The organism is Celeribacter sp., from assembly GCF_048261515.1.
Classification (GTDB): Bacteria; Pseudomonadota; Alphaproteobacteria; order Rhodobacterales; family Rhodobacteraceae; genus Celeribacter.
The window spans coordinates 1-13,228 of record NZ_JBLXFZ010000006.1; the positions used below are offsets into that span (position 1 = coordinate 1).

Annotated in this window: 10 protein-coding genes, 4 pseudogenes, 1 CRISPR repeat array and 1 other annotated feature; of the genes and pseudogenes, 4 read left to right on the forward strand and 10 right to left on the reverse strand. The window is 59.6% G+C overall.

Going from position 1 to position 13,228, the window contains the following annotated elements; genetic code table 11:
• On the forward strand, positions 1-272 hold a 272-nt coding region (locus tag ACN0SC_RS11340), incomplete at its 5' end, for a tyrosine-type recombinase/integrase (RefSeq protein WP_417249799.1).
• Between the two features lie 94 nt (positions 273-366).
• Here the strand turns inward: ACN0SC_RS11340 and ACN0SC_RS11345 are convergent.
• Positions 367-534, reverse strand: a pseudogene (locus ACN0SC_RS11345) (integrase core domain-containing protein); the annotation flags it as partial.
• Positions 535-590: 56 nt separating this feature from the next.
• On the opposite strand from ACN0SC_RS11345, the pseudogene ACN0SC_RS11350 reads away from it, so the two are divergent.
• Positions 591-836 (forward strand): annotated as a pseudogene (locus ACN0SC_RS11350) (transposase); the annotation flags it as partial.
• Positions 837-875: 39 nt separating this feature from the next.
• On the opposite strand, the pseudogene ACN0SC_RS11355 reads toward ACN0SC_RS11350, so the two are convergent.
• A pseudogene (locus tag ACN0SC_RS11355) lies at positions 876-2,138 on the reverse strand (IS3 family transposase).
• Positions 1,704-1,821, reverse strand: a sequence feature (AL1L pseudoknot). (Overlaps the previous pseudogene by 118 nt.)
• A gap of 50 nt (positions 2,139-2,188) precedes the next feature.
• Here ACN0SC_RS11355 and ACN0SC_RS11360 point away from each other — a divergent pair.
• Together ACN0SC_RS11360 and ACN0SC_RS11365 are read left to right on the forward strand one after the other, a co-directional pair.
• A pseudogene (locus ACN0SC_RS11360) lies at positions 2,189-2,422 on the forward strand (integrase core domain-containing protein); the annotation flags it as partial.
• Between the two features lie 103 nt (positions 2,423-2,525).
• A complete protein-coding gene (locus ACN0SC_RS11365; protein WP_417249800.1) occupies positions 2,526-4,646 on the forward strand; it encodes a hypothetical protein in 2,121 nt (706 codons plus the stop codon).
• 54 nt (positions 4,647-4,700) lie between these two features.
• Here the strand turns inward: ACN0SC_RS11365 and ACN0SC_RS11370 are convergent, their stop codons facing one another.
• From ACN0SC_RS11370 to casA, 8 genes are all read right to left on the reverse strand, one after another.
• Entirely contained in the window at positions 4,701-5,267 is a 567-nt protein-coding gene (locus ACN0SC_RS11370) for a hypothetical protein (protein WP_417249801.1), read from the reverse strand.
• Between the two features lie 355 nt (positions 5,268-5,622).
• Positions 5,623-7,542: direct repeats of the CRISPR family, unit length 29 nt; unit sequence CGGTTCATCCCCGCGTGTGCGGGGAACGG.
• A 93-nt stretch (positions 7,543-7,635) separates the two neighbouring features.
• The gene (gene cas2e, locus ACN0SC_RS11375) at positions 7,636-7,911 is read right to left on the reverse strand and encodes a type I-E CRISPR-associated endoribonuclease Cas2e (RefSeq protein WP_417249802.1); all 276 of its coding nucleotides are present in this window, start codon (positions 7,909-7,911) and stop codon (positions 7,636-7,638) included.
• On the reverse strand, positions 7,908-8,849 hold the full coding sequence (cas1e, locus tag ACN0SC_RS11380) for a type I-E CRISPR-associated endonuclease Cas1e (RefSeq protein ID WP_417249803.1): 942 nt from the start codon (positions 8,847-8,849) through the stop codon (positions 7,908-7,910). Before cas1e ends, cas2e begins: the two co-directional genes overlap by 4 nt.
• Complete coding sequence (gene cas6e / locus ACN0SC_RS11385) at positions 8,846-9,517, reverse strand: type I-E CRISPR-associated protein Cas6/Cse3/CasE (RefSeq protein ID WP_417249804.1); 672 nt, start codon at positions 9,515-9,517, stop codon at positions 8,846-8,848. The genes cas1e and cas6e overlap by 4 nt, the downstream gene beginning before the upstream one ends.
• Positions 9,514-10,194 carry a type I-E CRISPR-associated protein Cas5/CasD gene (gene cas5e / locus ACN0SC_RS11390; RefSeq protein WP_417249805.1) on the reverse strand — a complete coding sequence of 227 codons (681 nt, stop codon included), beginning with the start codon at positions 10,192-10,194 and terminating at the stop codon, positions 9,514-9,516. Before cas5e ends, cas6e begins: the two co-directional genes overlap by 4 nt.
• Positions 10,194-11,258 (reverse strand): type I-E CRISPR-associated protein Cas7/Cse4/CasC, encoded by a 1,065-nt coding sequence (gene cas7e, locus ACN0SC_RS11395; RefSeq protein WP_417249806.1) that lies wholly within the window; start codon positions 11,256-11,258, stop codon positions 10,194-10,196. The genes cas5e and cas7e overlap by 1 nt, the downstream gene beginning before the upstream one ends.
• The gene (gene casB, locus ACN0SC_RS11400; protein ID WP_417249807.1) at positions 11,255-11,758 is read right to left on the reverse strand and encodes a type I-E CRISPR-associated protein Cse2/CasB; all 504 of its coding nucleotides are present in this window, start codon (positions 11,756-11,758) and stop codon (positions 11,255-11,257) included. The genes cas7e and casB overlap by 4 nt, the downstream gene beginning before the upstream one ends.
• A complete protein-coding gene (gene casA, locus ACN0SC_RS11405; RefSeq protein WP_417249808.1) occupies positions 11,755-13,209 on the reverse strand; it encodes a type I-E CRISPR-associated protein Cse1/CasA in 1,455 nt (484 codons plus the stop codon). The genes casB and casA overlap by 4 nt, the downstream gene beginning before the upstream one ends.
• Between the last annotated feature and the right edge of the window lie 19 nt (positions 13,210-13,228).

Here is a 13,228-nt window from a genome sequence, read left to right on the forward strand (position 1 = left end):
GACCGTTGAGCGACATGACCATGTCCAAAATTCTCCGCGATGCGCAGGTCGAAAGCGACATTCCCGGACGGACGGCAACTGTACACGGTTTCCGCTCAAGCTTTCGGGATTGGGCCTCCGAGAACGGCTACGCGCGCGACCTTGCAGAACGGGCCCTTGCTCACAGCATCAAGAACGCCACCGAAGCCGCCTATCACCGCACCGACAAACTCGAGCAAAGGCGGCCTATGATGGAAGCTTGGGGCGAATTCGTTTTGCGCCCGTCCGGATAGAATGGCGTGGAAAGCTTGTTGGGCAATGTCTAGGCTGGATGGTTGCGAGAACCACTGAGCCACTCCCCATTTGCCGGACAGGATCTGGCGTAATTTAAGCTACTCTTTGCACCTGCTGATCGGGGTTGTTCGTTTCAATTCTCTGCCAATAGACCACGGCAGGTGGCTGTCCGCCAAGGGAAGAATGTGGTCGCTTGTGATTGTAGAACTCGATCCATTTTCTAACGCCAGCCTTGGCCTCAGTCCCGGTTTCCCATGCGTGTGATCCTCCCCCACTGAAGTGGTCCGCCCGTATAGTTAGGAAACGGAGGATCAAATATGGGAATCAAACGACACAAGCCGGAAGAGATTGTCACGAAGTTGCGGCGGGTTGAGGTGCTGTGCGGCCAGGGAATGCCGCGCATTGATGCAATCAGGCAGGTTCAGATAACGGAACAGACATTCTATCGCTGGCGTAAGCAATATGGTGGGATGGGAACCGACCAACTGAAGGAACTAAAGAGGCTTCAGAAAGAGAATGATCGGCTGCGTCGCGCCGTGTCGGACCTGACGCTGGACAAGCTTTGAACCGCGCTGGGTTTGCCGGAGGCTGATTTGTCTTAGTTACGCGGCCATGTCTGATCTTTCCAGAGCTGCATAGAAGTTTGCCTCTGCTTCGGCTGGCGGGATATTCCCGATGGGCTCTAGCAGACGGCGGTTGTTGAACCAATCGACCCACTCTAGGGTGGCATATTCGACGGCTTCAAAGCTGCGCCATGGGCCACGGCGGTGAATGACCTCGGCTTTGAACAGGCCGTTGATCGTTTCAGCCAAGGCGTTGTCATATGAATCCCCGACACTGCCGACAGAAGGCGCAATTTTGGCTTCTGCAAGCCGTTCGGTGTATTTGATCGACAAATATTGCGATCCGCGATCCGAGTGATGGACCAGTTGGTCCTGCGCTGGTCTACGTTGATGAATGGCTTGTTCCAAAGCATCTAGAACAAAGCCAGCATTGGCTGTGCGGCTTGCGCGCCAACCAACGATCCGCCGCGCGAACACATCGATGACGAAGGCGACGTAGACAAACCCCTGCCATGTGGCGACATATGTGAAGTCGCTGACCCAAAGGACGTTCGGCGCGGGAGCATGGAACTGCCGGTTCACACGATCCAGCGGACAGGGTAGCGCCTTGTCAGGTATCGTCGTTCTTGGTTTCTTGCCGCGAATGACGCCTTCGATGCCAATGTCCTTCATCAAACGTGCGACGGTGCAGCGTGCGATGTCAAAGCCTTCCCTGCGCATCTGGTGCCAAACTTTGCGAACGCCATAGACCTTCAGGTTCTCTTCAAAGACGCGTTCGATCTCAGGCTTGAGTTGCTCATCACGTTTGGCGCGATCCGACAAGTGCGAAGGATCAGCCTGCTTGGCCTTGTGATCGTAGAAAGTCGCTGGGGCAATCGGCAGAACCCTGCAAATCGGCTCGACCCCATGGTCAGCGCGGTGATCATCAATGAAGCGGATCATTTCTTGAACGGGCGGTCGAGCTCCGCCTGAGCAAAGTTGAGCCCGTCACGCCACTGGTTCAAGTGGCGGGTGAAACGCGGACGCTTTGCGAAGTATCTCGTTGGCCTGTTTCAACTCACGGTTCTCGCGCTCCAGCGCCTTCATCTTCTCAGCCATCTCTGTCGTGACACCCCCGCGCTGACCAGTGTCAATCTCGACCTTCTTCACCCATTCATTCAGCGTTTGCGGCGCACAGCCGATCTTCGAAGAAATCGACAGGATCGCAGACCAGCGACTGTCATGCTGCCCTTCGCCATTCAAAACCATCCGCACGGCACGTTCGCGCACTTCAGGTGTATATTTGTTCGTTGTCTTGTTCATGATGCTCCATCCTACTCATGAGTTGGAGCCTCCGGCAAACCCGGCGCGGTTCATACATCGAGCCGGGATCACCTTGGGAGAACGGATACTGCGAAAGCTTCAATGCAAGGCTTCGGGATGAATTGCTTAACGGCGAGGTCTTCTACTCGCTAAGGGAGGCGCAAATCCTGATCGAAGAATGGAGGAAACACTACAACACGAAACGACCACACAGTGCCTTGGGCTACCGCCCACCGGCCCCGGAAACCATCGTTCCGATGGAACCCAGGCCAATAAGGCACTAACATTCAAACTGGACCACTTAGGTGGGGCTGATCAAAGCTTCTATTGTTTTACAGAACATAAGATGTAGTCTAACTACATGTAAAATTGAAGAGTTCAGGCAGTATGACAATAAGAATTGTTTCTGATTCTGAGAACCAGGAGACGCACAACGCTAAGAGGCTAAGAGACTCCCTTCTGGCTAGCGCACCTGATCTCGACCATCCCGATATTTCAGCCGAAATACACAGCAACTTATGTTTGCCGGGGCGTGAGCTCGATTTGGTATTGATTTACCATGACACTCGCCCAAAAGAATTGCAGCTCAAAACATCAGATAATACGCCGATTCACTCCTTCGTTTTGATTGTCGAGGTTAAACAACATTCGCCCGATCTTATTCGATTTGTGGGCCCAAAGGTCGAGGTGCGGTATGATCAGAAATGGCATGATGCCACGAGCCAATGCAATGAACAGACTTTTGCCCTGAAGCGGTATCAGGAGCATCCATATCAAGGGCAGAGGCGGAGAAGCTCTACATTCGTGCAACGCGCGATATGGTTGGCTCGGGCGGATGAACAAAACTTCAATGGTATTCCAGCTGAAAGTAGCATTCCTGTTCACTTTGCCGACCTTACTTGGCAGCGGTTGGTGGACTGTTTTGAAGTGAACGCCAAGTACAAATCTATTAGAACTCTGGTTGATCATGAAGCGTCTGAGAGCAAACGCTATCATAGTCTTGAAACACTGCATGGTTTGCTTACGCACAAGGTGACACCAACTCGCCTTGACCTGCGCCGTATAAATTCTTTGACGCAAACACGTTTTGATGCTGAGAAAACAACCTATATTCAAAACTTGGGCAATGGATTGCTCTTATTGAGAGGACGTGGAGGAACTGGAAAGACTTTTGCGCTCGTTCAGGTCGCATTGCATCTCGCCCGGCAGGGCAAAAGTGCCATAATACTCACCTACAATCACGGTCTTATTGCGGATATAAACCGTTCTCTGCGGTTTATTTCAGAACAAAATCCAAACCTTAACCCGATTCCAAGATTAGAGACTCGATACACTTTCCTCCAATCTGTTTTCACAAGAGCATTCGGTAGTGTTTCGGAAGCCATTGTTAGAAAGCATGTGTCTGATATTTCAGAACGCGAAAATATCAGGCTTTGGGCAATCTCCAAGCCGCAGGATTTCCTTGCTTCTACCATTCCGGGAGAGTGCACTCCGTCAGAACGTTATCCCTGTCCAATCTGCAAAGCCAAAAGAAATGGTATAAATAATCACTTGGATGCGCACACGGTAAAAATATGGAGCGATGTGGCCGAATACTCTTCCAAGCCATCCAGTGTCTATGACTTCGTGCTAATTGACGAAGGGCAGGATTGGTCGGAAGAGCAGCGAGACTTATTCTTTCATCTTTTTGAGCCGGGGAAAGTAGTTGTTGCTGACGGCGTGGACCAATTCGTTGGTCTTGATAGGTGCAACTGGGATCGTGGAGACATTCCAATTAATCGTAGGCACAGGTTACGGTCTTCTAGGAGAACAAAGGCAGCAACTTGTCAGACAATAGCGGAAGTCGCTCGAGAATTGGCGGTTCCCGACTGGGATCTTGAGCCGGACCCAAACACGCATGGTGGGCGCTTTACGGTAATAGTCGAGCCGGATGCACCTCGGGCAGTCGAGCGTGGCCTGGAAATTATCGATGCAGACCAAAGAGAACAGCGAACACTTCGGGCGGTAGACAATTTGGTTTGTTTGCCTTCCAGCAGGATGACTGGAGGCAAGAACTTCGCGGCTTTATTTGATAAAGCTATTGAAAAATCAAATCGCGACAGTTGGCGTGGATTTGATGAAAGTGACCGCAGGGTCTATCCGGTCAGAGATAGTCAGCTCCGAGCAATCCAATATCATTCTTGCAGAGGCATGGAAGGTTGGACGACCCTTTGTCTGGGATTGGACTTATTTTACGATTACCAGACAGATCAACCGCGTATCGACATAAGTAGAATAGAGGAACATGTGAGGAAGAGAGAAGGATTTCTCTTCTCTAAGGAACTCTTGGAAAAAGCCCTCGCGCAGGAAGCAAATAATTTTGCGCTAAACTGGATTATGATCCCGCTCACAAGAAGCATTGATCACCTTGTCGTGCATATCAGCGATGAAGGCTCTCCGTTAGGGCGGGTCCTGAGAGCTGTAAGCGACAAACATCCGGGTTCTATTGAGTGGCTTAGCGCGGGTTGAGTCTAGGGGCAGAACTCGGTGCGCCCGCGATTGGCTAGACGTAGGCGCTGTTCTCTAATGCAATCTTCTTTCAAAATTCGAGAATGTAATGGGGAACTGGTCTTGAAGTGAGGCAACCAGAGAATTCGCAAACCCGATGGCTTCTTGGATTTTTTCCTTCATATCTGACAGATCTGATAGGGCAGACCGTATAGCAGCGTCCGTATCTGTGTTTGCGAAATGGCTCTTGAAAAATCCGTGGCAAAGGTGATTTCTCGCTTCCAAAGCACCCTGCAAAACCTCAATCGAAGCTGATGGTCCGCCAGGCGATACATGCAGTTTGGATTCGAGGGTACGTTTCAATTCCCCCATTGAACCGGTTTGCACGAGCAAATTCACCTGTCCCATCTGTGCTTGCAGGTTCTGTTGAAACTTTTTAGTCACGGGTTTTGAGGTAATTGGGATTTGGTCTCGCCTCGCCTCAACAATCATTTTTGAAATCTCTTCAGGCGTGAAGTCCTTCTGCATTCCCGCCTCTATTATGAAAAGCATAATAATTGATAAAGCGAGAGCTTCTTCTAGAAATTGAGCAAGCTCAAGAGTTTCGCCCGCGCATCTATAAACTTCTGCTCTGGCAGTCATCTTATTCGCCCCCTCCAAGTCCTTTCTTTAGTTAAAAGCAACCTTGGTGTGTTGGCTTTACGACCCCACAGTAACCGGGAAGCGATTCATAACTATCGAAAACCGAAAATTTACAAAAACCTAAAAGGAACTGAACCGAACAGCCAATTGCAACTGAGGCAGCGCCTACAGTCGCCCGCCCCCGTTGCCCCAAAACCACACCGCTCACATCGCCCTATTTGCTTCCACGGTGCTTCCAGCGCGCATTGCCCCAAACGCAAAAAGCCACCCGAGGGCGGCTAAGGTATTGTAATTACCGTATGATTTTGGTTGCGGGAGTAGGATTTGAACCTACGACCTTCAGGTTATGAGCTTGAGGTTCATCCCCGCGTGTGCGGGGAACGGCATCACCACGGCGGGCGATAACATCGCTGGCCCGGTTCATCCCCGCGTGTGCGGGGAACGGGGCGAGCCGAACACAACGGGGTGACGAGTGGACGGTTCATCCCCGCGTGTGCGGGGAACGGGGTAACAACTCAGGGTGCGTTGTCGACAGCAACGGTTCATCCCCGCGTGTGCGGGGAACGGAACTCGAAGCCCTGAGCGAAGCGCAAGAGATGCGGTTCATCCCCGCGTGTGCGGGGAACGGCCCTTCTCCTCGTCCGTCATCTCGCCCCATGTCGGTTCATCCCCGCGTGTGCGGGGAACGGTGGTTCATCTCCTGCTCGGAAAAGCCGTAGTCCGGTTCATCCCCGCGTGTGCGGGGAACGGCGCCTTCCGAGTGTCTGGAGTTGTCTATGACGCGGTTCATCCCCGCGTGTGCGGGGAACGGGCAAGCGCGGCACGGCGTCATACTTGGAAGGCCGGTTCATCCCCGCGTGTGCGGGGAACGGACCTGCAATGCGACGAAAATGCGAATGATATACGGTTCATCCCCGCGTGTGCGGGGAACGGGGGGGTTCTAAATGGTTCAGCCTATTAATTACCGGTTCATCCCCGCGTGTGCGGGGAACGGAAAATCCTTTGATCGCCATGTTATCCCCACGCCGGTTCATCCCCGCGTGTGCGGGGAACGGATTGAATGACCGAAGTTAAGGGGCCATACCCGCGGTTCATCCCCGCGTGTGCGGGGAACGGTCGGAAGCCTGCCGCTCCATGTCGCGGATGTCCGGTTCATCCCCGCGTGTGCGGGGAACGGTTGGCGGGTTTACGCGGCGGCAGGGCGCCTGCCGGTTCATCCCCGCGTGTGCGGGGAACGGCGAGCGCAAGGCGGTCGAGATCGGCGCCGAGCCGGTTCATCCCCGCGTGTGCGGGGAACGGCATGCGCGCGCCAAACCACGCGGCGTCGAAATCGGTTCATCCCCGCGTGTGCGGGGAACGGATATTCGGCGGGGGCGTGGACCTGACGGGCGGCGGTTCATCCCCGCGTGTGCGGGGAACGGACGGTTCCAATCCAGAAGTCTGCGAAGATGACCGGTTCATCCCCGCGTGTGCGGGGAACGGACCAAGTGGGTCACTGCGAGGATTTTCAACTGCGGTTCATCCCCGCGTGTGCGGGGAACGGTCAAGCATGTGCGATGCGACTGCATCGACAATCGGTTCATCCCCGCGTGTGCGGGGAACGGTCCACACGGGCCGCAAAGGGTGACGCGCCTATCGGTTCATCCCCGCGTGTGCGGGGAACGGCGATTGACGAGCCGCGTTTCACGCACGATCCGCGGTTCATCCCCGCGTGTGCGGGGAACGGCAGACATTTGTTACGTCACTGGCCTGTCTGGGCGGTTCATCCCCGCGTGTGCGGGGAACGGTCATCTCGTCTTGCGGGGCCAGACATATACCACGGTTCATCCCCGCGTGTGCGGGGAACGGATCTGACGGTATCACAAGATCACTCGGTATCTCGGTTCATCCCCGCGTGTGCGGGGAACGGGATTGGAGGCCGTTGTGCGCCGTGGATATGAACGGTTCATCCCCGCGTGTGCGGGGAACGGCCCCCGTCCGCGTACTTGCCCGCGCCGAAGTTCGGTTCATCCCCGCGTGTGCGGGGAACGGACCAACTCCCATCCATCGGAGGAGAACTTGATCGGTTCATCCCCGCGTGTGCGGGGAACGGTTGGATTGGTGGGCGTTAAATGACGGTAGAGTCGGTTCATCCCCGCGTGTGCGGGGAACGGGGAGTGCCATCGCCGAGGTGATCCCCGACCTCCGGTTCATCCCCGCGTGTGCGGGGAACGGTTTGAAAGGGCGCGAGACAGGCCAAGGTTGGACGGTTCATCCCCGCGTGTGCGGGGAACGGTCTTCCTGTAGAGTCTTGATCTACCGAAACTTTCACAATGTCAAAAAGCCTACCAAAGAGAGGCGAGAGGTTCCCCGTCCCACCAAATCTCTTTCAGTCACGAAAAGCGACCAGTTTCAATCCGTCGAAATCCACAGGCATACGGCGATTGTGTCCAGCCGTTCTAAAGTCATAGCCCTGATCTGTTGGCGCCTTCCAGACCATGATCGCATCGCCCTGTTCAAGCCCGCCGACTACCTGCTCCCAGATCATCTCACGGGTACGGGCCGAATAGTTGCCAACGTAAACGCCAGCTCGCAACTCAACCAGCCAGGCGGCGAGGCGACCGCGCAGACGTGGCGGGGCGTTTGTTACCACGACAACCATCATCCTCGATGCCCCCTATCGCCTGAACTGGACTCTTCGAAAGCCACCGGCTGTGCCTCGGCTGGCGGATCAGGACGCGGCAAGTCTCCCGCCGACAATACTTCTTCGATGGCCGGAATGATGCGGTTCAACAAGCCTGTCTTGCGGAAGGAATCGCGGCAGGCAAGTCGCACCGCGCGGTCCGGATGCATATCCAGCTTCCCCTTCGCCGCCAGTCCGGCAATGCGAAACGCCTCGGGCACCACGGTATCCAGCTTGAAAAGGTCAGCGATGTCATAGACGAAGGAGCGCGGCTTGCCGCTGTGCAGGAAACCGATAGCAGGTGCGTATCCTGCCGCGAGAACCGCCGCCTCGCTCAACCCGTGCAGGCAGGCAGTTGCAGCCGAGAGGCAACGATTGGGAATATCGCCCGCCTCCCAATCCTTCGGATCATAAGAACGGCGCTTCCAGTCCACCCCGTGCTGCCTGGCCAGAAGAGCATAGGTTTCCCGGACGCGCACACCCTCGATCCCGCGCAATTGGTCGATGGAGCGACGAGCGGGCGCTTCATCGCCGAAGCGCATTTCATACATTTTGCGCACAACGCGAAGGCGGGCGCTGTCATCCAGCGCGATGGCGGCCTGCCACAGCAGCCTGTCCGAGCGCGCACCACCCGGCTGGCCCGCGGAATAGAGCCGCACGCCGCCCTCGCCCACCCAGGTGATCAGTGTCCCGACCCGCGCCGCCAGCGCCACCGCCGCGTGGCTGATCCGCGCGCCGGGTTCCAGCATGATGCCAGCCAGTCCGCCCACCGGGATCTGCGTGCGTGTGCCGTCGGCGTTCACCGCCACGAAGGCCCCGTCGATCACGTCCAGCCGGGCGTGTTCGACGAAAACCAGCGAGGCCCGGTCCTTCAGCGGGATGGGCCGGGGCGGCGGCAGGCCGGGAAGCGCGCCGCTCATCCCGCGCGCCGGATCAGCATCAGCCCGCAGCCGAACGCCTTGGCCCGGCCGAAGCCCTGCGCCAGCCGCGCGACGAAGGCATCCGCGTCGGTGACTTCCAGCAGGCCCGAGGTTTCGAGGATGCCGAAGCGCGGGGCGCCCTTGCGGGGGCCGCGATACTCGGGCAGCGTTTCGGTGGTGTAGCCTTCGACCTCGCAATGCAGCAGGCGAAAGCCCGCCCCCTCGCCCTGCCGCGCCAGCCAGGCCGCGCCCTCGCGCTGCGCGATCTCGTTGCGCTTGGCGGCGCGCTCGTCCTTCGGGACGGAATGCAGCGCGTCCATCACCACGTCCACCCGCCCCGCCCCCTTGCGGCTGCGCGTGGCGTTGGCGCGCAGGCGGAAGGCCAGCCGGTCGCCCTGCGCCAGTTGCGGGGCAAAGGGCTTGACCTCGGGCCGGTCGAAAAGGTCGATCGGCTGGGGCGGCCGGGCCGAGAGGGCCAGGAACTCGCCGCGCTGTTCTTCGCGCCAGAGGAAATCGCGCTGCCGGTCGGGATGGTCGGCGAAGGCGGCCCAGATCAGCCGGTGGTGCGCCCCGCGCCGGGCGCCGGCGGCCTCGGGCGAGATCAGCCGCGACAGGGCGCTGGCCGAGGGGGTCGCCGCAATGCGCAGGCGGGAGAGATAGAGCGTCATGTCCGGGCCTCCGACGGGGCGATCTCGACAGCGTCCACCCGGACCGAGCGCGCGGCGAAGTGCCATTTGCGCCGGTCGAGCGGCACGTCATGCACCACCTCGCCAGCCTCCGCGTCCCGCACCAGCCGCAGCGCCCGCGCGTCCTTCCGCCAGCCAGGCAGCTTGAGATGTTGCAGCGCGTCCTCGGGCGTTTCCGCCTCGACCACCTGCGCGCCCAGGGGAGCGGCCAGCGGGCAGGACTTGCGGCCGAGATAGAGCGTGAAGGCGGGCCGGTGCAGCGCTTCGCAGAGCGGTTGTAGGTCATGTTCCGACCACAGCGCCACGCCATGGAGCGGTCCGCAGCGATAGTCGCGCAGGGTGATGGCGGTATTGCTGCGCAGCCCGGCGGCCCTCAACGCCTCGGGGCGGGAGTTGGGCGACCTGACCACCGCCGAGGGGACGGTCTGGAAGGTGTGGTAATCGCGCAGGGCGTGGCCCTCGTCGAAGATCGCCACGGCCATGGACAGTTCGTCCAGCCGCGAGAAATCGCCGTCGCGCCGGATGCCGCAGGCCGCCCCCAGCAGCCCGAGGATGGCCGAGCGGCCGGGCCAGAGGCCGGTGCCCCGCCTCTCGTGGCCCGCCAGTTCGCCCATGGAGCCGAGCGCCGCGGTCAGCGTGAAGATCAGGTAGGGCCGCATCACAGCCCCCGGATCGTGTCGCCCACGAATTGCGCGATCTCGCCCAGCGTGCCGCCCTTACCCACCTGCATCACCCGGCTGTCGTCGCAGCCCGGCCCATAGGCGGCGTCGAGATCGGCGCGGATTTTCTCCAGAACCTCGACCGAGGCATCCAGCCACGGCTGCCGCGTGACCGGGGCAAAGAAGGCGCCGGAGAGGTCGCGCGGCGCCTGCCCACCGGCCTCTGCCAGCAGGTATTCGGCGCGGGGGTGATGGGCAAAGCTGTTCTGCTTGCCGCCGGGCGTGGCCACGGCCAGCGCCTGCACCAGCGCCTCGCCCCCCTTGGCGGCAAGCTCCTTGTCGCCGGCGAGGTTCTCGACCAGCAGGTCGGCATTCACGCAGACATACTGGTAATAGATGCCCGAGCCGAAGCCGGTTTCGCCCAGGTGGCCCGCCCCGGTTTCCTCTTTCTTGTTCAGGTCATCGACGGCGGAATACCAGTCTTCCTGGATCTGCGCCGCGTGGGTGGTGAAGGCATGGGCCACCTGCACCGCCGCGTCGCGGTTGAAATCGGCATTGTCGGCCAGCATCCGCCCGAACATGGCGATATCCACCGCGCCATCCGCCTTGCGCAGGATCATCTTGGTCAGCGCCTTCTTGTCGGGCAGGGCCTCGCCCGCGGCGGCCTTGTCGGCCAGTTCCTCGGCCGTGGCCCATTCCTCGGGCGAGATGAAGGCCAGCGTGGTGGCGGTGCGGTGGTGTTGGCCCTTGGGCGCGTTGTCGAGCTTGCCGAAGACCTCGGCCACCTGCCCGGCGATCTCCGCGGCCTTCTCCACCGGGTGCCCGGCTGCGGTCAGGCGATCCAGCAGGCCGTCATGCAGGCGCTTGGTGCGGGTGCCCCGGTTGCCGGCGAGATCCAGCGCAAAGAAGGCGCTTTCGCGCAGCGCGCGCTTGATGGATTGCGAGGACATGCGCAACCGGGGGCTGCCGCCGATCATCGCCTGTTTCGGGCGGCCCTGGTCGTCGCGGTTTGGGTTGGACAGGCCGTAACGGGTGAGAATGTGGAACTGGATGAAAGTGCTCATTCAACGATCTCCCTGGACGTTTCGGAAGAGGCCTCGGCCCCGAAATACTGGAAGCACCAGCGCTGGCGCACGGCCTCGCCCCAATAGAGGACATCCCCTCCGAAGGCGGCGACATTGCATTTGCGGTCGGCCATCAGAATCGCGCGGCGCATCAGGTCTTCGAATTCCTCGCCCTCGCTGCGCAACAGCCGCTGGAACCGCAATTCCGACAGCACCGGGTCAGCGCCACCGATGTGACGGGCCAGAGAGGTGCCTTCGTGCGTGCGCAATTCGGCCAGCAGGCGCACCATGGTGATGAAGTGGGGCAGTCGCGCGCTATTTGCGCCAATCCCCAACCTTCCGGCCAGCTCGATCACCGCGCGTTCGCCCAGCACATCGACCGTTTCCGCCCGGCGCAAGCGGGCCGATAGGGCGCGGGCATGGGCGGCCTCGCGGTTGCCGATATTCTGGCTCCACCAGCCCAGCACCATGCTGCCGGTGGTCTGCTTTTCCTCGCTCATGCGGCTTTCCCCTTCTTGCGGGCAGGCAGCTCGAACTCCAGTGCGTTGAACATGTCCTTGCCCAACTTTCCGTAGCCCCGGAAACTGCCCTGCAGATTGCCATGGGCGGTCACGATGGCCTTGATTTCATCGGTGTGACGCCGATCCAGCCCCGGGAAGGCCAGCGCGCCGAACCGTCCCAGCGCCTTGTCGCGCAGGTCGGCCAGCCAGGCCTCGCGCGGATCTTCGCCGCGGGCCAGCGCCTGCACATGGCGCAGAAAGGCGGGTTCGGTATCGAGGAAGAACCCCTCACGCTCGGCCTCGCGGCTTTCGCCCTCGGCCAGAACCGGGGCAAGCGCCGCGCGCAGAGCGACGCCCGCCGCCTCGGCCGCCCCAATCATGCCGATCAGCCGGTGGATTGCCTCTAAGGTCAACTCGAACAGGGGTTCCTCGGACCACAGGAAATCACGCGGCTTCATGTTGTCCATCGACCAGCCGGCGACGAGCACGGCTTCGGCGGCCCCACGCGTCTTGGCGTCACGCAGGCTCAGCGACAGTTCGGTGATGTCATCCCCTTCCGCCTTGACCGTGACGCCGATCCAGTTGCGATAGCCGAAGCGCCCGGCGCGGGGATGTTTCGGCAACCACTCCTGCCCGGCCTTCTGCCGGTAGTAGGGGCTGAGCGGATGCTTCCACAGCACATAGTTCGTGCCCCACGGCTTCTGGATCACGCCGGTGATCGCGCCGCCCTCTTCCACCAGCCGCAACCGGCGCGGCATTCCGAAGAACGCCTCGACCGAGAACACCCGACCCTCGGGCGGCAGGGTCTCCTGTTTCTTGTCAGAGACACGCGTGGGGCGCATCCAGGGCAAGTCCTCGGCCCGGCCCGGCGTGCCTTCGGGCACGTTGGCCCAGATAAGTTGCCAGAGGCCATCCTGCGGATCGGCCAGTGTCACCAGCGGCCCGCCCCCGCGCATCGAGGTGCGGTTGCCCGCCCCACCCGAGGGCGCATGTGCTTGGAAGGTGAACAGAGCCATGGCCGCTGTGGGCAAATCCAACCTAATGTAGCGGTCGCGATGCACCATGAGGTCGGCATTATTCTTGGCAGTATTCCCCCCCGCACTGTCGATAAACAGCAGGTCGGGCGACGAAGGCTGCCCCTCCAGATTCTCCAAATCCTGCAAGAACCGCGGACCGTCCCCCAGTAGATCAAAAGCCGGAGCGTAAGGGGTGAGCTTTTCCCTCATCCTCTCAGGGTCACCTTCCAGTCGCGCATCCCAATCCTCTATATCGGAGGGTGGATCAGCAAGATAGACAAGACCGATCAGGAATTCGAGACAGCCAAGGTTCAGATCCGCCCTTGGCCAGTCGGGGCGCAGGATGTCCGACTCAGCCATCTGCCAAGGCGCAATCGTGCGGCGTGTGCCGTCATTGCATAGAACCGGAATCCATTCACTTTCAACGAGATTCAAACCAACGCACCACATCTAT

Excerpts from the sequence above, each read along its gene's own strand:
- ACN0SC_RS11365 (WP_417249800.1), top strand. The coding sequence starts at position 2,526 with ATGACAATAAGAATTGTTTCTGATTCTGAGAACCAGGAGACGCACAAC.
- ACN0SC_RS11370 (WP_417249801.1), bottom strand. The coding sequence starts at position 5,267 with ATGACTGCCAGAGCAGAAGTTTATAGATGCGCGGGCGAAACTCTTGAG.
- cas2e (WP_417249802.1), bottom strand. The coding sequence starts at position 7,911 with ATGATGGTTGTCGTGGTAACAAACGCCCCGCCACGTCTGCGCGGTCGC.
- cas1e (WP_417249803.1), bottom strand. The coding sequence starts at position 8,849 with ATGAGCGGCGCGCTTCCCGGCCTGCCGCCGCCCCGGCCCATCCCGCTG.
- cas6e (WP_417249804.1), bottom strand. The coding sequence starts at position 9,517 with ATGACGCTCTATCTCTCCCGCCTGCGCATTGCGGCGACCCCCTCGGCC.
- cas5e (WP_417249805.1), bottom strand. The coding sequence starts at position 10,194 with ATGCGGCCCTACCTGATCTTCACGCTGACCGCGGCGCTCGGCTCCATG.
- cas7e (WP_417249806.1), bottom strand. The coding sequence starts at position 11,258 with ATGAGCACTTTCATCCAGTTCCACATTCTCACCCGTTACGGCCTGTCC.
- casB (WP_417249807.1), bottom strand. The coding sequence starts at position 11,758 with ATGAGCGAGGAAAAGCAGACCACCGGCAGCATGGTGCTGGGCTGGTGG.